Origin of the sequence: Streptomyces sp. NPDC051662, from assembly GCF_040681655.1 — a bacterium.
Classification (GTDB): Bacteria; Actinomycetota; Actinomycetes; order Streptomycetales; family Streptomycetaceae; genus Streptomyces.
Map to the genome: position 1 here is coordinate 361,848 of NZ_JBFAZD010000006.1, position 17,633 is coordinate 379,480.

The following is a 17,633-nucleotide window of genomic DNA, read 5'->3' on the forward strand; positions in this document are numbered from 1 at the left end:
TGACGGCTGGCCGCGGGCGGCCGGCGGCTGATGTGCGCGCGCCGTCGGCGGTCCGGCGGCGCGCGGTGCTCCGGGGCCGCGCGGCCTCAGGAGCGGCGCGGCTCGCGCAGGGCCGACGCCTCGCGGGCCAGTGACTCGACCCGGTCCCAGTCCTTGGCCGCCAGCGCGTCCGCCGGGAGCATCCAGGTACCGCCGACACAGCCGACGTTCGGCAGGGCGAGATACGACGGTGCCTTCTCCGCCGTGATGCCGCCCGTGGGGCAGAACCTGGCCCCCGGCAGCGGACCGGCCAGGGACTTGAGATAGGCCGTGCCGCCCGCGGCCTCCGCCGGGAAGAACTTCATCTCCGTCACCCCGCGCTCCAGCAGCGCCACGACCTCCGAGGTGGTCGACACCCCCGGCAGGAACGGCACGCCCGAACCCCGCATCGCGGTCAGCAGCGTGTCCGTCCACCCCGGGCTGACCAGGAAGCGCGCGCCCGCCTCCACCGAGCCGGCCACGGCGTCGGCGGTGATGACCGTGCCCGCGCCGACCACCGCGTCCGGCACCTCGGCCGCGATCGCGCGGATCGCCGCCATCGCGGCCGGCGTCCGCAGCGTCACCTCGATCGCGGGCAGTCCGCCCGCGACGAGGGCGCGGGCGAGAGGTACGGCGTCGGCGGCATCGTCGAGGACGACGACAGGGATGACGGGGGCGAGGTCGAGCACGGAAGCCACGGGCGCGGAGGTCATGGCGACATCCTGCCGCGCCCATGCCACCCTGCGCAATGAGCGTTGCGAAGGATGCAACGCGAGGGGTCGGGGGTGCGGGGCGCGCGCGAGGCGCGGGGCTCAGTGGATCTCCGTGACCACCACATCCAGCGCCCAGGTACGCCCCGCCCTCTCCGGCGCGGTCGCCTCCACCACGTACCCCAACTCCCGCAGCGTCTCCACCAGTTCGGCGGGCCCCTTCGGCCGGGCGCCCGCGATCAGCAGATCCCGTACCAGCCGCCCCTTCGTCGCCTTGTTGAAGTGGCTGACCACGGACCGCTTCTCCGCCCCGGTCGCGGGATCGACCTGCGCGTGCAGCACCCGTACCGTCGCCGTACGCCCCGCCAGCTCACCCGTGGGCCTCCACGCGGCGGAATACGCCGACGACCGCAGATCGAGCACGGTCCCGCTGCCCGCCACCTCCGGCAGGACGGACTCCATCGGCCCGCGCCAGTACGCCCCCAGCGCGCCGAGCCCCGGCAGCTTGACCCCCATCGAGCAGCGGTACGAGGGGATACGGTCGCCCATCCGTACCGCGCCCCACAGCCCGGAGAAGACCAGCAGCGTCTTCGTCGCCCGCCGCCGCGCGGCGGTGTCGAGCGTGGCCAGATCCAGCGCGTCGTACAGCACACCGGTGTAGATCTCCCCGGCCGGCCGCGTGCCCGCCGTACGCAGCCGCACGTTCTTCGCGATCTCGCCGCGCAGCCCCTCGCTGAGACCGAGCACCTGACGTGCCTTCTCCTCGTCGGCGGCGCACAGCTCGACGAGTTCGTCCAGCACGGCGGCCCTGGCCGCGGTCAGCCCCGGCAGGGAGAGGGACTCCGGCCTCAGCGGAGCGCCACGCCCGGAAGCGGCCTTTCCTTCCGACGGCGGCAACAGCACGAGCACGGTGGTTCTCCTCGGAGGACGTACGGGAAAGGGGGCCCGCGGCCCCCGCGCCAGCCTAGACGAGTACGTCGGACGGGCGGCCCGCGCCGAGGGGTTCGGGCCCGGGGGCGCGGGGCCCGGCGGACGGGGGCGGGGGCGCGGAGCCCGGGGCCTGGGGCGCGGGGCCTGGGCGGCGCGGTGCCCGCGTTCACCGCGCCCCCCGCCTCCGTCCGCCATACGCTCGATGCATGCCCCGCCGTCATCTGCACACGACCGGCGCAGCCGAGGCTCCGCTGCGGGCAGCCCTGGGCGTGCTGCGTACGGTGCTCGATGTGCCCGGGGCCTTCCCGCCCGCCGTCCGCGCCGAGACGGAGCGGACCGCACGGGCCCCACGGCCGCCGGGCGACGGCTGGGCGCCGGATCGCGACGACACCGCCGTCGAGCTGTTCACCATCGACTCGCCCGGCGCCGCCGACCTCGACCGGGCGATGCGACTGGCCCGGCGCGCGGGCGGCGGTTTCCGGGTCCATTACGCGATCGCCGATGTCACCGCGTTCATCACCCCGGGCGGCGCGCTCGACGCCGAGGCCCATCGTCGCGTACAGACCCTCTACTTCCCCGACGGCAGCGTGCCGCTGTACCCCCCGCTCCTCTCCGAGGTCGCGGCCAGTCTGCGGCCCGACCGGACCAGGCCCGCCCTGCTCTGGCAGCTCGATCTGGACGCGGAGGGCAGGACCGTCTCGGCCGAGGTCCGCAGAACGCTCGTACGGAGCAGGACAAGGCTCGACCACGCGGGCGCGCAGCGGGAGATCGACGCGGGGACGGCCCCGGAGTCCCTCGCCCTGCTGAAGGAGATCGGGCTGCTGCGCGAACGGCTGGAACGGGAGCGCGGCGGCATCTCCCTCCGCGTCCCCGAGCTGGAGATCGTGGAGCACCGACCGGACTCCGGCGCCGGGCAAGCCGGCGGCGGCGGGTCCGAGGGCGGCAGGTCCCGCGGGTCACGCACCTCGTACGAGGCCGTGTACCACGCCCCGCTCCCCGTCGAGGGCTGGAGCGCCCAGATCTCCCTGCTCATCGGCATGGCCGCCGCGCAGCTGATGCTGACGGCCGGCACCGGCATCCTCCGGACGCCGCCCGGCGCCCCGGACGGCACGGTCGGCCGGCTCCGCCGCTCGGCGAAGGCGCTGGGCATCGACTGGCCGCACCATGTCGCGTACGACGAGATCGTGCGTTCCCTCGACCCCCGCGACGCCCGCCACGCCGCCTTCCTCCAGGAGTGCACGGAGCTGCTGCGCGGCGCGGGCTACACCGCGTTCACCGGCGGCCGTCTCCCGAAGCCCGCCGTCCACGCCGCGGTCGCCGCCCCGTACACCCACTGCACGGCCCCGCTGCGGCGGCTCGTCGACCGGTACGCGGGGGAGATCTGTCTGAGCGCGGTGGCGGGCCAGGACCCGCCGGAGTGGGTGCTCGAAGCCCTGGACGGGCTGCCGAAGGAGCTGGCCGAGGGGGCGGAACGAGCCCACGCCGTGGAGCACGAGTGCGTCGACCTCGTGGCGGCGGCGCTGCTCAGCGACAGGGGCGGGGAGATCTTCGACGGGTACGTGATCGATGTGCGGGAGCATGATCCGTCCGTCGGCACGATCCATCTGGAGGACCCTGCCGTGATCGCCCCCATCGCGGGCGGCGGGACGCCACTCCCGCTGGGGGAGCGGCTGCGGGTACGGCTCACACGGTCGGATCCGGGATCGGGACCGGCGAAGGTGCTGTTCGCGCCCGCGTGAGCGCCTGGGCGAGCGCCTTGACCAACTCGGCGGGACCGTCCGCGTGAAACCGGACCACCCGGGCCCGCTCGCGCCGGCCGAGGGGCCGTACGAACATGACGGGCTCGGTCAGCTCGACCCGTACGGTCGTCTGGCCGCCCACCGCGAGATCGAGGACCCCGCCGTCCGCCGGGTCGAAGGTGATCAGCCCACCGCTCCGCGGGTAGCGCCGGTCGACATGTACGGAGGCGATCCGTGCCTCCTCGACGGAGAAGTCGAGGAGCGAGCCGTACCGGATCCTCAACGACCCGTCCGCGCCCACCACATGGGGCCGTGTCACACAGCCCGCGTGCAACGCGAGCACCGTCAGCAACGTATAGACGTCCACCACCAGCATGATCAGATGCACCACCGGCCAGGGGATCAGCACGGCCAGCGCCACCGTCTCGACGACGGCGACGAAGAGCAGGCCGTAGATCATCGCCGTCTGCGGGCCGGTGTACGACGCGGCGTGATCACCCTCCCGTACCCCGTGCGTACGGCGCGCGACCCACCGCCCGAGGCTGCTCAGGCCCCGTATCTCATGGGTCAGCAACCGCCGTACGGGCTCGGGCACGACGGTACGGACCGCCGAGGCGACCGCGTCCCGGCGGCCGGCCCCGGTCCGCCTGGCCCGCGCGTAGTGCCGGTGCAGGACCGCGGCCTCCAGCGCGAGGAGCGCGAGGACGACGGCCTCGGCGCCGAGGAGCACGGGGGCGGGGATCGCCACGCCCGCCGGCAGACAGCTGACGAGCGCGACCTCACCCGCGATGACGAGCCGTACGACCCACTTCACGCCGATCCTCCTTCTCTTTGCGCCACTTTCGCGGCCAGCGCCGCCATGACCAGACGGGCGACCTCGGCCTGGGCAGGGGCGAGGTCGTCGAGCAGGGCTTCCCCGAACCCGGCGGCGAGCGGCTGCCCCGGTGCCTTCGAGATCAGCGCCGACAGCTCGTCCGGGACGGAGGCGACGAGCGCGTCGGCGAGAGGCGCGATCCGACGATCGCCGGGCGCCGCGTCGGCGAGTTCGTCCATCCGCCGATAGAGATCAAGGAGATCCGGGCTCTCCGCGAGCGGTCGCAACGCCTCGTAGAACTCCTCGCGGCCCGCCGCGGTGTCGAACAGGATCAGCAGTTCACGGTCCATGGCGCCGACGGGCGAGTCGATCACCGGGGCCGTGCCCAGCAGCCGCGCCAGCGCGGGGGACACCGGCCCTTCGGTGGGCGGTGGATTCTCCATCAGCTCGGCGAGCCTGCCGCGGCGGGCCCGGATCTCGGCCTCCTGCCGCGCCAGATCGGCGTCCAACTCGCCCAGCACCTCGGTGAGTTCGCGTCCGGCGTCATCGGCGATCACATCCCGCACCTCGTCCAGGGCGAGCCCCAGCTCGGTCAGCCGCCTGATCCGGGCCAGGAGGACGGCGTCCCGTACCGAGTAGTCGCGGTAGCCATTGGCCCGCCGGGCGGGTTCGGGCAGCAGGCCCAGGTGGTGATAGTGGCGTACCGCCCGTGTGGTGACCCCGACGAGGGCGGCGATCTCTGCGATCCGCATGGACCCAGTGGAAACCCTGACGTAGCGACAAGGTCAAGCCCACCCACCGCCCCGCCCCCCACCGGCGCCGATGCGTTCCGCCCCGCTCCCGCCGGGTACCATGGTCGACACGGCAGACGAGCCGGGCGGACGGCCGCGTCAAGATCTTCGATCTTGCCGAGGAACGTCCGGACTCCACACGGCAGGGTGGTGGCTAACGGCCACCCGGGGTGACCCGCGGGACAGTGCCACAGAAAACAAACCGCCGGGGACCGTATCCGTACGGGCCTCGGTAAGGGTGAAACGGTGGTGTAAGAGACCACCAGTGCCCAGGGTGACCTGGGCAGCTAGGTAAACCCCACCCGGAGCAAGGTCAAGAGGGAGCACCCAGGTGCTCCTGCGCGGACGATCGAGGGCTGCCCGCCCGAGTCCGCGGGTAGACCGCACGAGACCGGCGGCAACGCCGGTCCTAGATGGATGGCCGTCTCCCGGACGGCCGCGAGGCCGCCCGGTGACAAAATCCGGCGTACAGCCCGACTCGTCTGCCCCTTAGACCTCTGACCAGTTGAAACACAGGTCAGAGGTCTTTTCCGTGGAGCGGGCGTCTCGTTTCCGCGAGATCCGCCACTTATCGTCCATTCCTCGCAGGGCAGTGATTCAGGAGAGCTGGTGTTCCCAGCGCAGCGCGGGGTTCCGGTCGATCCAGTACAGATGAGATGTGGTCGTCACGTGGAGCCGAACGGCGTCGATGTCCGGCGCCCCGGCGTCCTGCCAGGCGACAAGGGAGCGTTCGATGTCGTCCCAAAGAGCCAAGGGGCCGCCCTGGCGGACGGTCCAGTTCTCGCCGTCGGCGATGAACTCGGCGAACGACTCCCGCTCCGGATCGAACAGGTACCGCACGGGCGAGCCGTCGCTGCGGGTGGCGCGGACGAACTGCGCACCGGGCGCCGTGAGTTGCGCGACAAAGGCGGGCATCCACTCTTCCAGGGTGAGAGGGGACACCAGCGCGGCCCGCTCACTGTCTGCATAGGCGGTCCGGGCGGAGAGGTCACCTGCCACCGGGGTCACCGCCTGGGCCCGCGCCTGCATGAAGGAGGAGCGTCCGGTGATCGCGCCCTCGGCGGTGCCGTTATCGCCAACGGTGACCTTTGCGAGACCGGTTCCCCAGGGCCAGGAGCCGACCGTGCTGAGGACGATGCCACCGGGCTTCGTCTGCCGGACCCATGTGTACGGGATGCGACGCACCGCGCAGGTGGCGATGACCCGGTCGTACGGTGCCCGGTGCGGATGGCCGAGAAGCCCGTCGCCCGTCACCGTCCACGTCGAGGGCGACAGCGCACTGTCCACCCGCCACTGGGTCGCCGCCGTCCAGGCCCAGGTGTGCGCGGCCATGGGCGACATCGACGGCTGCGCCCGGGCCCTCGACGAAGCGGAGAAGGTGCACTCCCTCGACGGCCACTCCCACAACGGCGGCTGGCTCCGCTTCGACGGTTCCCGCCTCCCCGAGGAGCGAGGGGCCTGCTACCTCCAGCTCGGCCGTCCCGACTTCGCGGAAGATGCCCTCACCGCAGCCCTCGCCCAACCACTGTCCCTGCGCCGTCGGGCCGCCGTACTGAGCGACCTTGCCGTCCTCGGGGCCCACCGGGGTGACGTCGATCAGGTCGTGCAGTACGCGGAGGCAGTGCTTGGCCTGGCCGACCGGTCGAACTCGGGATTCATCGGCAAGAAGCTGGACGGACTTCGAGGGCGTCTTGCCCCGCTCATGTCCGATGGTCGAGTCTCGAATCTGGATCACCGAATCGCGGCGCTTTCGCGCACCGCATGACGAGAGGGACACGTGCATGAGTGACGGTCGGATCTTCCGCGAGGCGTGGATTGCCGGTGTGAACAAGCACTACCCCGGTGAGCCGAAGCCCGGCTACGTCACTCCGTGGGACGAGACGCCCGAGTGGGAGCGCGAGGCTGCCGCGGCTGTGTACGGACAGGTGCGCGACTTCATCAGGATCAGCGAAGGGCACACCACACGGCTCACCCGCGGGCAGAAGGGCCGCTTTGTCGCGATCTGCTGGACCGCCCAGATGTTCAAGCATTTCGAGGACCCGAAGCCCGGATACGTCGCCGACTGGGCCGACCTGCCGACCTGGCAGCAGGAGACGGACTCGGACATCTTCGAGTGCATCGAGCAGACCGTCTGAACCCTGAGAACGACGAAGCCCCCGTCCGGGCCGCTCCGGGGCGGGGGCGTCTCCTCGCGTAGCCATCAAGGTAGCCACAGAAGTGCCCTCCCTGCGCGTTTGCTCTGGTCATAGCCTTGCGGTAGCTCTTTCCGGCGTACAGCCCGACTCGTCTGCCGTCATCGCTTTGGCCCCGGTCGGGCCTTGGCGTCACCCGCGCCCGCGATCGGCGCGGATGGGTGGGCCGTTGGCCCGTGCCGCCGGGGCCGTTGCACGGTGGCGGGGCCTCGTTGGGGCCGTCCCCCGGATGGTCCCCGGGCCGGTCCCCAGGAGCAGCTATGTCCTCTCCGGCAGGAACTGCTTCACGACTTTCACGAAGGTCTCCCGCAGCTCGGTGGGTACCCCCATTCTCCGTGCCGCTTCCTCGGGTGTGAGGCGTTGTGGTCCGCTCTCCTCCTCCCGGCGGCGGTGGCCGGTCACCGGGAGGTCGTCCTCGGACAGCCTGCCCGACCTGATCAGCATGTCCCGCAGGGGGACGGACAGTACGGCGGCCAGCCTGCGCATGGTCTCCAGATCGGGCATGCTCTGCCGCTGGAGCAGCCTGCTGACGGCCGCGCGGTGCACTCCGGCGTCATCGGCGAGCTTCGACTTGCCGCCGCCGCGCGGATTGTCGATGTCGTACCCCCGCCCGCGCATCAGATCCTCGATCCACGCCGCGAACTCCTCGTACCCCTCAGTGCGACCACGCGGCTGCTCCCCGCGAAATCCCTGGTCGTTGTGGGCACTGGCCCACGATCTGGAACCCATGTTCTCGCTCTCTCCTCGTCGCGGGGACAGGGTACCGAGCGCGTGCGCACCCAAAGGAGTGCGCACGCGCGCGTATCCAGGGTCGGTCTCAGGGGGCGTAGGTGAACGGCCCCAGGTGAGGGGCGTGTTGACGACCTTGCGTGTTCCTCGCCTCCGGAACGTAGTCACTTGCGCACGCGCTCGCACCATGTAAGTCTGATGTCGCGTTCGCAACTGTCGAACACAAGTTCGCACACCCAGGGAGGGGTTGCCGTGCGTACCCGATCCAGATCCTTTGAATCTCCCCTAACCAGGCAATTTGAAGCCGATCCCGAGGGGCTCGACTGGCGCAGGGCCGCCGCCTGCGCCGAGCTTCCCCAGCGTTCCGTCTTCACTCGTAACCCGGCTGAAGCGGCGCCAGCATTGCGAGCCTGCAATTACTGCCCCATCAGGCAGCAGTGCAAAACCATCGTGGACCCCGAGCGCACCTGGTTCGACGGGGTGAGCGGCGGACGTCTGTGGCGCAACGGCCGAGTCGTCGCGACCGCCCCCGAGGAGGCCGCCGTATGAACACCGCACTCTGGCTCGACGCCCTCGCCCGCCGTTTCCCCGAACTCCTCGACGAACTCGCCCCCAGCCCCGGCCGCGCCCCCGCGGGCCCGCGCGGCCCCCGCCCCACCGGCGGCTCCACGCCCGTCAGGCTGTTCGTCTCCGACACCCTGCGCGACATCACCGACGGGGTGATGGAGCTGGAGGAAGCGGTGCGCGAGCGCCTCGCCCTGCGCCCCGTGCGGCCCGCGTCCGTTCCCGTACGGCTGCGCCGGATCGCCGGAGTGCTGGACCGGATCGCCGCCGACACCGATCTCGCCACCCATGTCGAGGACGAGGCCCGGCGGATGGCCAGGCGCTGCGCCCGCGCCCTCGGTGACCCCGAGCAGTTGATCCGGCTGCCCGGCCGCTGCTCGGCCTGCTCCTCGGTCTCGTTGCGGGCCTTCCCGGAACGGGACGAGGTGCGCTGTGTGAACCCGGCGTGCGACCGCCCGGCCGTCCAGGACACCCGCCCGGCCGTCCAGGAGGTCGCGTGATGGCCACCACCGCCCTCGGCGCCCCGCTGATCACCGGAGACCTCGCCGCCTCCGAGGCCGGGGTGTCCCCCGCGACCATCCGCAAGTGGGTGCAGCGCGGCCATCTGGCCACAGCGGGCCGGCAGGGCAGGCGCAGCCTGTACCGGCTGGAGGATGTCTTCGCGGCGGAACGCAACGCCCAGGACATCGCCCAGGACATCGCCCCGGCTTCACCGCCCGGCTGACCGACCGTATGTGTGTGAAGGGCCCAGCCGGATGCTCCGGCTGGGCCCTTCCAGCATTCTGACGCACCGTCAGTTGCGGGATCGGGCACCCCGGGTCACACTTGATGCAGCGGCAGAGCTGCGCCCGAAGGCCACCAGGCAAGGGCGGCGGACCTGCCGTTTCGCGTTACCCCTCGCGTTACCCCTCGCGCCGTCCGAACTGGTGGGTCCGACCCGCTGGGCCGGTCCCGTCAGCCGCCCCCGCTGCCTTCCGAGCAGCCCGAGAAGGGAGCGTCCATGTGGCAGTACTGACCTTCCCCGACGCCGAACGACTCGTCGTCGACTTCCTGAAGAACCGCCCCGAACTGACCGGCGCGGTGGTCGACAACCGCCCGCCGGCCGTGTTCGACGGCACCCAGAAGGCCGTCCTCGTCTCCCGCGTCGGTGGCGCCTGGGTCGACGACCTGAACCTCGACCGGCCGCTGCTGGACCTTGAGGTCTACGGGCCCGACAAGACCGCGGCCCACACCCTCGCGCTGGCCGCCCGGGCCTGCGTACTGGAGCTGACCGGTACCTCGTACGGCACCGCGTTCGTCAGCGATGTCGCCGAGGAGGACGGGCCGCGCTGGCTGCCCGACTACAACCGGCCCGCCGGAAACCGCTACCTCTCCACGGTCCGGCTCTCCGTACGCCCCGCGTAGCCGCACCACCCCCACATACGGGCCTCGCCTTTCCCGGCGGGGCCTTTGCCATATCCGCGTCACACCGCACCACAACACACCGCATCTCACCGTCACAACGCATCACCCACCCCACTGATCAACCCAACTGATCAGAATGAACTGAGGAGTTCGCATGGCTGGAAGCAACAACGGCAAGGAAATCCGCGTCGCCGGATCGGGCAAGGTCCTCTTCGCCGCCGCCGGTACCGCCGCCCCCGCCGATGCCACCATCGCCTGGGACGCGGCGAAGTGGACCGAGCTGGGTTACACCACCACCGACGGCATCAAGTTCAACAAGAAGGACAAGATCGACCCGGTCGACACCTGGCAGTCGGTGAGCCCGGCGCGGTTCATCTACTCCGACCGCGATCTGACCGTGAAGTTCCAGCTGCTCCAGCTGAACAAGCACACCCTGCCCTTCTTCCTGGGCGGTGGCGCGGTCGTGGCCGGCGGGGTCGCCGGTGAGTTCATGTACGACCTCGCCAACACCCCGGGTCCGGACGAGCGGGCGATCGGCGTCGAGTTCGTGGACGGCGCCGCGAAGTACCGCTTCGTGGTCCCGCGGGGCCAGGTCACCGAGACCGAGGAGATCTCCCTGACCCGTACGGGCGCCGTCCGGCTCGGCATCACCTTCACGGCCCTGGCCGTGGACGACACCGCGCCGCTGGCGAGCTTCCGGATCAAGGACGAGACCACCTCCTACGCCTGACCGGTCGCCCGGTCGGTCGCTGACCGGGCGCCCATCCGACGGTGACCTGACGGGCATCGTTCGCCGATCCCGGCCCGGTCACTCCACCGGTCGCATCGGATCGCTCACCGATCGACCCTCGGGGCGGCCCCGGACACCCTCCCTCTTCCCTTGTCCGGGGCCGCCCCGGCCCTTTCCTCGCCCTTCTTCCTGCCGATCCCTTCCGAACCTTTCCGATCCCTTTCGAACGGAGACACCCATGGCCGGATTCAACGTCAACGCCGCCCGTGCCCAGCGCCTCGAAGCGCTCGGCCGCGCCTGGACCTTCGAGCTCGACGACGACAGCTTCGAGCTGCCGACCGAGCTGAACCGCACCACCGCGCGCAAGCTGCGTGACCTCGACGACAACGACGTCGACGGACTGCTGCGACTCCTCCTCGGCGACCGGCAGTTCACCCGCTTCGAGCGCCATGACGTCACCATGCAGGACATCGCCGCCATCCTGGAGGCATACGGCAAGGAGACCGGGCTCGGCCTGGGGGAAGGCTGAGCCTCGGCGTGTTCGTGGACGAACACGCCGAGGCCCTTGAGGCTGATCTGCTCCGCCACTACGGCCTCGACCTGCTGGACTGGCACCGGGGCCGGCTCTCCTCCCGCCGGCTCGCGGTGCTGCTCCAGCACCTTCCGCGCGACAGCGCGGTCGCGCGCGAGTTGCACGGCGAGGCCGCCGAGTGGACACCGACCGACTATCTGCTGGCCCAGGTGATCGACCAACTCGCCGAGTCCAACTGGATGTTCGCGACGGTCAACCGCGACGAGGACAGCGATCCGCTGGACTTCCCGAAGCCGGTGCCCAGGCCGGGACAGGGCTCCTCACCGTCGTCGGCACAGGATCCTTCACCGGACTCCACACCGGACTCCACGCCGGACTCCACACCGGACGCCCCGCCGGATTCTTCCCACGGCGCGGGCGGGCCCGGCGGCGACGGCCGTACCGAGCCCGGCGCCGGGGCGGCCGTACCGAGCCCGGCCCAGCTCGCCGCCTTCTTCTCGTAGCGCGCTTCTTCTCGTAGCCCGCTCTATCCCGGGCCCGCGCGAGCCTTCCAGCTCACGTGGACCACCCACGCCACCCCCGGGCAGCGCCAGAAAAGGACATACGCACATGACCATGTGGATCGGACGCCCGGGGAACCTCCGGGCGTTCAAGGAAGCCGCCACCACCTTCGAACGTTCCCCCGAGTCCGGCACCACCGAATTCCGCTCCCTGGCCGGGGGCATCACCACCTGGACCCCCCAGATCCGCCCCCGCCGTCTGAAGCTCGCCTGGCAGAACATGCTCCCCGACGACCTCGCCCACCTCGACCGGCTGGCCCGCCGGGTGGACGGGCCGGGCCCGGTCGCGGTGGTCGACCCGGCCTCGGCGAACTGGCTGCTGCCGAGCCAGGCGCTGGGTGTCATGGGGACCCATGGGGCGAGCGCCTGGTCCGGGAATATGGTCTCCACCGGAGGCGCCCAGAACCCGAACGCCGCGGTATCCCCGTACACCCAGCTGTCCGTGGTACTCAACGCCCCCTCGACCACGTCGGATCTGACCTACAACGCGCCCGGTGCCACCGGTTACCCCGTCATGGCCGGCATGACCGTGAGCTGGTGGGCCCCTTCTCTGGCCGCGATCGCCTCGGAGCTGCGGCTCGCCTGGTACCGGACCGACGGGTCCGCCGTGCCCGGCACCTCCTACACCGTTCATGTCGACCGGCCGATCCAGCGGGCCGTACCCGCGGAGGCCGCCTACGTCCGGCCGGTGGTGAGGCTCAAGCAGAGCATCACCACCACGATGCCGATCGGCCCGGCCGTTCTCAGACTCGCCGCCCCGCGCGACTCCGAGCTGCGGATCGGCTCCCGCCAGACGCTCAGCGTCACGGCGCAGCAGGGCAGAGCGCCGCTGAACCAGTACAGGCCCATTTCGGGAACCACCGTCACCGACATCGGCGGGGTCGCCCACATCACGGTCCCGGGCACGGGCACGGGCACGGCCGGCGGACTCGAATGGAAGCCCGGCGACGGCAGCAGCGGGTTCCCGGTGGTCCCCGGGCAGCTGGTCTGCTTCACCAACTCCCTGCCCGGGGCGGAATTCGTGGGATTCGCCTTCTACGACGCGGCGGGTGACTACAGGGGCACTGTCCTGGAGACCAACACCGCGATCGTGCCGGCCGACGCCGTCTACGTCGTCCCCTTCGCGTACTGCGGCCCGATCCCCACCCCGACACCGATCGGCGCGTCCTCGCTCATGGCCTGGGACCCGGCCCCCGCCATCCCGGCCGGTGAGGGCGGCGCGTTCTACAGCGTCACGAACTATGGCCAGACCGTCCGCCCCGGACAGCTCCACTCCCGGGACGCGTCGCTGGAGCTGGTGGAGGTGACTCATGCAAACGGCTGACCCCTATCTCGTCAGAGCCCTTCAGAACGGCGAACGCTCCGCCGACCAGCGGATCCGGCTGGGCGGCAGGGACCTGGACGAACAGATCAGCTCCTGGTCCCTGGACCAGAGCTATGCCACCGATCTCCCCGACGCCATGCGCGCCTTCGCCGGCTCCGCCAGCGCGCAGCTGGAGGTCACCCTCGGAGGCGCGGGCGGGGCGTCCGCGCCCGCTCTCTACGGACCGTGGGCGCCGCGCGCCACCGGCGATGTGGTCCGGCCTCGCCAGTCCGTCACCATGAACTGGGGGCTGGCCGGCTCCACCCTTCCGCAGTTCCGCGGCACGGTACGGTCCCGCTCCGCCCAGCTGGGCGGCGATACGGTCACCCTCTCCGCACTCGACGGCGCGGAACGGCTACGGATGCCCGCCCGGCTGCCCCGGCCGTCGGGCGGCATCGACGCGGACGCGCCGTACGGCCCGAGCCTGGCGAACAACTGGACGGCCAGCCCGACGTGGTGCGTGGACCACCTGCTGCGCAACGCGGGCATCCACACCTGCCCGCCGCCCCGCCCCACCAGCATCCTCTACGCCTCCCTGCACGGCGGGGCCGCCGCCGACATCGGCTATCTGACCGCGCTGTCCGGCGACTGGACCAAGTGGACCAAGACCAACGCGCCCTGGGAGTCGGCCGTTCAGGGCCCCGCGACGGGCCTCGCCTCCGCCGAGTACGCCCCCGCCGTACGGACCGTGAACCACCGCGGTGACGGGCTGTGGGCCGAGGCGTGGTTCGACAACACCGGCTCCACCAGCGGCACCCGCCAGCTCGATCTGACCCTGTCCTGGCTGGCGTCGAACCACACGTCGTACTACACCACCGTCCGCGTCGACTTCGCCGAGGGCGAGCTCCAGACGTTCAGCGGCAGGGACAAGGTGCCCACCGGCAACGCGAGCATCTACTGGACGATCCCGGCCCTGACCAACCAGTCCGGCCGGTGGCACATCGGCTTCTGGCTGAAGTTCTCCGGCGGTGGAGTGCCCACCTTCGAGGCCCGGGTGAGCTATCCGGACGGCGGTGCGATGCACTGCACCCCGGGCACGGTGCCCGCCGGGGTGGTACCGGCCGCGCATCTGGGCGAAGTCATCCTGCGGCTCGGCAATCTGCGGGTGGAGGGCCTCCAGGTGTCGCCGCTGGCCTCCGTACCGACGACTCCGGCCGACATCCTCCAGGAGGGACGCTGGACGAAAACGGCGGCCCTCGACGCGCCGGACACCGGGCTGCGGGTCATCCCAGCTGTCACCGGCACGGCGTGGGAAGCCATTACCGCCATCGCCCGCGCCACGCTGTCCACCGCGGACTTCGACGGCAACGGCATCTTCCGCTGGCGCAACCGCAGCCGTTGGGCCACCGCGCCCACGACCTCGCAGCTCACCGTGACCTCGGACCGCGAACTCGCCTCGCTCACCGTCACCGAGGAGATCGATGCCTGTCGCAACCACTGCGCGGTGAAGTGGGACAACTGGACCAAGGTCAAGGTCAACAAATCGACCTACAAGTCCAGCAGGTCGAAGGTGAGCATCGCGGCGGGCGCCACCGCCACCCTCACCTTCAGCATGGGCGACGACGAGTACGACTGCCCCCCGCCCCATACCTACGCCGACGGCCTGCCCGGCTGCATCCGCTTCACCAACGGCGACAGCGACACGGCGGCCACCGTCCACGGGGTGGTCGAAGTCGGTACGGTCCGCTCGGACGGCATCGTGACGGTGACCATGCGGAACCGCGGCACGACGCCGGTCTGGCTGCGTTCCGCCGGCGGCACCACGCTCTCCATCGACATGCTCGTCCCCTCCGTGGAGAACTCCGAACCCACCAACCACTGGTACGCCGCCTGGAACACCGTCAGCCAGGGCTACTACGGCGTCCAGCTCTATGAACACGACCCGGAGGGCTGGGTCCAGGACAGCACGGCCGCGTCCGGCATCGCCATCGCGCTGCGCACCGCCGGGGTGTACCCGGTGCCACTGCTCCAGGACGTGGAGATCCTGGCCGACCCCCGGATCCAGCTCGGCGACGTCGTCCGGGTCAGGGACAACACCGGCGCGGTCCTCGACTCCCTCGCCTGGGTCGTCGGCATCAAGACCGAGGCCGAGGGCCAGGCCATCAAGCAGACCCTGACCCTGCGCGGCGCCGCCTACAACGGCGTACCGGCCGACACCGGCCTCAACCCGGACCCGCCCGTGTCCGGTTCCGTCACCTGAACCCACCCTTCACCAGGAGCATCAGCATGACCGACGAAGAGATCGAGACCCTGGCCCGCCGCCTGGCCGAGCTGCTGCCCGGCTACCTCCTGCTGCGTGACCCGCCTCAGGTGCCGGTCGGGGCGCCGGAAGGGACGATCGGGGACGGGGAGACGCCGTACGAGCGGGTGGAGCCCATGAGTTGAGCCGGCGGGGAATCGCGGGCCGGCCGCGGGGAGCGGTGAGATCCTCTGGCGAGACTCCGGGGCTTTCCCGGCTTGCGAGAGGAGCACCATGACAGACACCGGACCGGGCGTTTGGTCGGGCTGGAGGAGCAAGGAGATCAGGATTACCGGTGCGGGGGAACGGAAGCCGGTGCCGCTGGAGATACGCGGCGGATTCACCTCGACGTTCCTGGTCCAGCCCGTCAGATCGGGGACGGAAGGACGGGACACCGGCTTGTTCATCCTGACGACCAGCGGTGGCGGTCCTCATCGTGTGGTCCTTCCCCCACAGTTCGACTCCCTGCTGATCAGCCGCCAACGTGTTGGTTCGGAGGGCGCGAGCGGCTTCCATCGCTGGAAGGTACGAGTCGTCTCCGGGGCCGCCCTTCCGACGCTGTCGTCGGAGACCGTCGAGGGACAGAGAACGGAGTCCTTCACATACAGTCCGCCCACTGGCCGGACGGGACCTGCCCTGCTGCACTACGAATTCCAGGGGCGCGGGGAAATCATCTACTGCCCTGGTACCGGTGAACCGCCCAAGACTGTTCGCACCAGTACGTACGAGGAGAGGGCAGGGACACTGCCACTGCCTCACCAGGGCTATGTGACCGTCCTCACTTCCGAGAAGTGGAAGGTCTCGATCACACCCTGAAACATCGCACATCCACACAGGGGCGCCTCGGCGGAGACGCCCCATTGCCATGCGGAACGGCAGGCGAGAACCATGCCGTAAGGCGCCGACGGTTTCGAAATGGATGTCCTTGAGAAGAGCCATTGTCGGGCTGAAGGCCGACGCCGGGGTCAGCCCGACGGGGTCCAGCGGAGCGTCCAGGGTGTCATCGGACCCCAGTCGCCGCTCTTGACCTGCACCGTGAGGAAACTGCTGGCGGGTACCGCCACCGTGTGTGTCAACGGGCCGTAGTGTCCGGCCAGTTGCTCGCTACCCCTCCATGGTTTCTTGATTCGATGCAGTTCGCCTCCGGCCTGGCTGAACTTGACGCTGACCGAGCCGGGCCGGTCCGGGGTCCGCAGGATCCGGCTTCCCCAGCCGTTGCATTCGGCCGTTACCAACTCGGCGTCCTCGACGTTGCTGAGCGTCAGTTTCCGACGGCCGACCCAACTGCCCTGAGTGGCCACCGTACGGATCTTCCCGACCGTCGACAGGTCGAGCAGAGCCTGCGTCCGACTCTTCCGCACGGGCACGCCACCGAGCATGGCGAGCTTCTCCTCTCGGACCCCTTGATCCGATGCGATCTCCGCGGCGAGCCAGAAGTGTGGGTTGATCAGCCCTCCCGTGGCTTCGATCACACAGACACGGTCCAGCCACTCCGGGGGAATTCGCACCTGTTGTGCGCCTCGTACGGTTATTTCCATCAATACCTCCTATAGCCGCCCGGAGTCTTTCATGCCGGGATCACCCGCCGCAAGAAGCAGAGGTGAGCGTCCATGTCGGAATTCAGTAAAGAGATACGTGATTACACTGGCTCCCGGGAATTCATCGATAAGCTCAGGGCAGACCTCGTCCTGAACTCGGAGGCCGGAAAAAACCAGGAGAACCAGGATTTCATCGGCTCCCTCAGGGCCAGTATGGGAATCGAGTGGCTGACCTCCAAGGTAGCCACCCTGGAGAAGGCGGCGAACAAGCCGGAGGATAAATTTCCTGTCGAGGAATTCGATAGGAAGGCAGAATATGGTGAGGGAAAGTACGAAGCCGTCGGGAACGTCGGTGCCGCCTATGGCGCCACGGGGACGGCGAACGGTGTCACCGCAGAACTGACCGGAGCCTCCGCCTCCGTGAAGTTGTGGAGCTACGACAAGAGCATCATCAACGACCTCGTGGACGAGGCGAAACTCCAGACCCCCGAGCACCTCCGCAAGGGCCTCGACATCGTGGAACGGGACCTCGGTGTCGCGCGCCGGGATATCACCCGTGGCCGTGAGGTGACCGATCGGGCTCATGTCCGCATCACCGACCTGGTCAGGGACATGAACAGGAAACTCGGTCTCAAGGCCGACAAGACCGCGATGCGGAACACCGATGCCCAGCGGACGCCTCAGATCCAGAACGCCCGAAGGACCGCGGACGAGGCTTCAGCTTCGATCGACCTCCTCACACGCCGACTCCGTGATTTGGGGATCGCCATCTGAAGCGGA

The 17,633-nt window shown here is 70.2% G+C and carries 19 protein-coding genes, 1 other RNA gene and 3 pseudogenes; 16 read left to right on the forward strand and 7 right to left on the reverse strand.

Features of this window, described 5'->3' with window-relative positions; all coding sequences use genetic code 11:
* Positions 1 to 86 precede the first annotated feature (86 nt).
* Both eda and yaaA read right to left on the reverse strand, forming a co-directional pair.
* On the reverse strand, positions 87 to 731 hold the full coding sequence (gene eda, locus AB0M67_RS13575; protein ID WP_365745489.1) for a bifunctional 4-hydroxy-2-oxoglutarate aldolase/2-dehydro-3-deoxy-phosphogluconate aldolase: 645 nt from the start codon (positions 729 to 731) through the stop codon (positions 87 to 89).
* A 99-nt stretch (positions 732 to 830) separates the two neighbouring features.
* The gene (yaaA, locus tag AB0M67_RS13580; RefSeq protein WP_365745490.1) at positions 831 to 1,637 is read right to left on the reverse strand and encodes a peroxide stress protein YaaA; all 807 of its coding nucleotides are present in this window, start codon (positions 1,635 to 1,637) and stop codon (positions 831 to 833) included.
* Between the two features lie 227 nt (positions 1,638 to 1,864).
* On the opposite strand from yaaA, the gene AB0M67_RS13585 reads away from it, so the two are divergent.
* Entirely contained in the window at positions 1,865 to 3,397 is a 1,533-nt protein-coding gene (locus AB0M67_RS13585) for an RNB domain-containing ribonuclease (RefSeq protein ID WP_365745491.1), read from the forward strand.
* On the opposite strand, the gene AB0M67_RS13590 is transcribed toward AB0M67_RS13585, so the two are convergent.
* Positions 3,342 to 4,211, reverse strand: a complete 870-nt coding sequence (locus tag AB0M67_RS13590) for a hypothetical protein (protein WP_365745492.1) — start codon at positions 4,209 to 4,211, stop codon at positions 3,342 to 3,344. The genes AB0M67_RS13585 and AB0M67_RS13590 overlap by 56 nt on opposite strands.
* On the reverse strand, positions 4,208 to 4,963 hold the full coding sequence (locus AB0M67_RS13595) for a MerR family transcriptional regulator (RefSeq protein WP_365745493.1): 756 nt from the start codon (positions 4,961 to 4,963) through the stop codon (positions 4,208 to 4,210). The genes AB0M67_RS13590 and AB0M67_RS13595 overlap by 4 nt, the downstream gene beginning before the upstream one ends.
* A 117-nt stretch (positions 4,964 to 5,080) precedes the next feature.
* On the opposite strand from AB0M67_RS13595, the gene rnpB reads away from it, so the two are divergent.
* An RNA gene (rnpB, locus tag AB0M67_RS13600) (RNase P RNA component class A) lies at positions 5,081 to 5,487 on the forward strand.
* 112 nt (positions 5,488 to 5,599) lie between these two features.
* Here rnpB and AB0M67_RS13605 read toward each other — a convergent pair.
* Positions 5,600 to 6,268, reverse strand: a pseudogene (locus AB0M67_RS13605) (methyltransferase); the annotation flags it as partial.
* A gap of 64 nt (positions 6,269 to 6,332) precedes the next feature.
* On the opposite strand from AB0M67_RS13605, the gene AB0M67_RS13610 reads away from it, so the two are divergent.
* Together AB0M67_RS13610 and AB0M67_RS13615 are read left to right on the forward strand one after the other, a co-directional pair.
* Positions 6,333 to 6,767, forward strand: a complete 435-nt coding sequence (locus tag AB0M67_RS13610) for a hypothetical protein (RefSeq protein ID WP_365745494.1) — start codon at positions 6,333 to 6,335, stop codon at positions 6,765 to 6,767.
* A 16-nt stretch (positions 6,768 to 6,783) separates the two neighbouring features.
* Positions 6,784 to 7,137 (forward strand): hypothetical protein, encoded by a 354-nt coding sequence (locus AB0M67_RS13615; protein ID WP_365745495.1) that lies wholly within the window; start codon positions 6,784 to 6,786, stop codon positions 7,135 to 7,137.
* Positions 7,138 to 7,452: 315 nt separating this feature from the next.
* On the opposite strand, the gene AB0M67_RS13620 is transcribed toward AB0M67_RS13615, so the two are convergent.
* The gene (locus AB0M67_RS13620) at positions 7,453 to 7,812 is read right to left on the reverse strand and encodes a helix-turn-helix domain-containing protein (protein ID WP_365745555.1); all 360 of its coding nucleotides are present in this window, start codon (positions 7,810 to 7,812) and stop codon (positions 7,453 to 7,455) included.
* A gap of 309 nt (positions 7,813 to 8,121) precedes the next feature.
* Between AB0M67_RS13620 and AB0M67_RS13625 the strand changes: the two are divergent.
* From AB0M67_RS13625 to AB0M67_RS13675, 11 genes and pseudogenes are all read left to right on the forward strand, one after another.
* Positions 8,122 to 8,358 (forward strand): annotated as a pseudogene (locus tag AB0M67_RS13625) (hypothetical protein); the annotation flags it as partial.
* A 110-nt stretch (positions 8,359 to 8,468) separates the two neighbouring features.
* Positions 8,469 to 8,987: a hypothetical protein gene (locus AB0M67_RS13630; RefSeq protein WP_365745496.1), complete on the forward strand. Its 519-nt coding sequence runs from the start codon at positions 8,469 to 8,471 to the stop codon at positions 8,985 to 8,987.
* On the forward strand, positions 8,987 to 9,211 hold the full coding sequence (locus tag AB0M67_RS13635) for a helix-turn-helix domain-containing protein (RefSeq protein WP_365745497.1): 225 nt from the start codon (positions 8,987 to 8,989) through the stop codon (positions 9,209 to 9,211). Before AB0M67_RS13630 ends, AB0M67_RS13635 begins: the two co-directional genes overlap by 1 nt.
* A 278-nt stretch (positions 9,212 to 9,489) precedes the next feature.
* Positions 9,490 to 9,891, forward strand: a complete 402-nt coding sequence (locus AB0M67_RS13640; RefSeq protein WP_365745498.1) for a hypothetical protein — start codon at positions 9,490 to 9,492, stop codon at positions 9,889 to 9,891.
* Positions 9,892 to 10,045: 154 nt separating this feature from the next.
* Positions 10,046 to 10,621, forward strand: coding sequence for a phage tail protein (locus AB0M67_RS13645; protein ID WP_365745499.1), 576 nt, complete (start codon positions 10,046 to 10,048; stop codon positions 10,619 to 10,621).
* A gap of 238 nt (positions 10,622 to 10,859) precedes the next feature.
* Positions 10,860 to 11,150, forward strand: coding sequence for a hypothetical protein (locus tag AB0M67_RS13650; RefSeq protein WP_365745500.1), 291 nt, complete (start codon positions 10,860 to 10,862; stop codon positions 11,148 to 11,150).
* 47 nt (positions 11,151 to 11,197) lie between these two features.
* Positions 11,198 to 11,485: pseudogene (locus AB0M67_RS13655) on the forward strand (hypothetical protein); the annotation flags it as partial.
* Positions 11,486 to 11,762: 277 nt separating this feature from the next.
* Positions 11,763 to 13,037 (forward strand): hypothetical protein, encoded by a 1,275-nt coding sequence (locus AB0M67_RS13660; protein ID WP_365745501.1) that lies wholly within the window; start codon positions 11,763 to 11,765, stop codon positions 13,035 to 13,037.
* Positions 13,024 to 15,276 carry a hypothetical protein gene (locus AB0M67_RS13665; RefSeq protein WP_365745502.1) on the forward strand — a complete coding sequence of 751 codons (2,253 nt, stop codon included), beginning with the start codon at positions 13,024 to 13,026 and terminating at the stop codon, positions 15,274 to 15,276. Before AB0M67_RS13660 ends, AB0M67_RS13665 begins: the two co-directional genes overlap by 14 nt.
* A gap of 26 nt (positions 15,277 to 15,302) precedes the next feature.
* Positions 15,303 to 15,461, forward strand: a complete 159-nt coding sequence (locus AB0M67_RS13670; RefSeq protein WP_365745503.1) for a hypothetical protein — start codon at positions 15,303 to 15,305, stop codon at positions 15,459 to 15,461.
* Positions 15,462 to 15,549: 88 nt separating this feature from the next.
* Positions 15,550 to 16,131: a hypothetical protein gene (locus tag AB0M67_RS13675; RefSeq protein ID WP_365745504.1), complete on the forward strand. Its 582-nt coding sequence runs from the start codon at positions 15,550 to 15,552 to the stop codon at positions 16,129 to 16,131.
* A 149-nt stretch (positions 16,132 to 16,280) separates the two neighbouring features.
* On the opposite strand, the gene AB0M67_RS13680 is transcribed toward AB0M67_RS13675, so the two are convergent.
* The gene (locus tag AB0M67_RS13680) at positions 16,281 to 16,787 is read right to left on the reverse strand and encodes a hypothetical protein (protein WP_365745505.1); all 507 of its coding nucleotides are present in this window, start codon (positions 16,785 to 16,787) and stop codon (positions 16,281 to 16,283) included.
* 138 nt (positions 16,788 to 16,925) lie between these two features.
* On the opposite strand from AB0M67_RS13680, the gene AB0M67_RS13685 reads away from it, so the two are divergent.
* Positions 16,926 to 17,627 carry a hypothetical protein gene (locus tag AB0M67_RS13685; protein ID WP_365745506.1) on the forward strand — a complete coding sequence of 234 codons (702 nt, stop codon included), beginning with the start codon at positions 16,926 to 16,928 and terminating at the stop codon, positions 17,625 to 17,627.
* Positions 17,628 to 17,633: the final 6 nt, after the last annotated feature.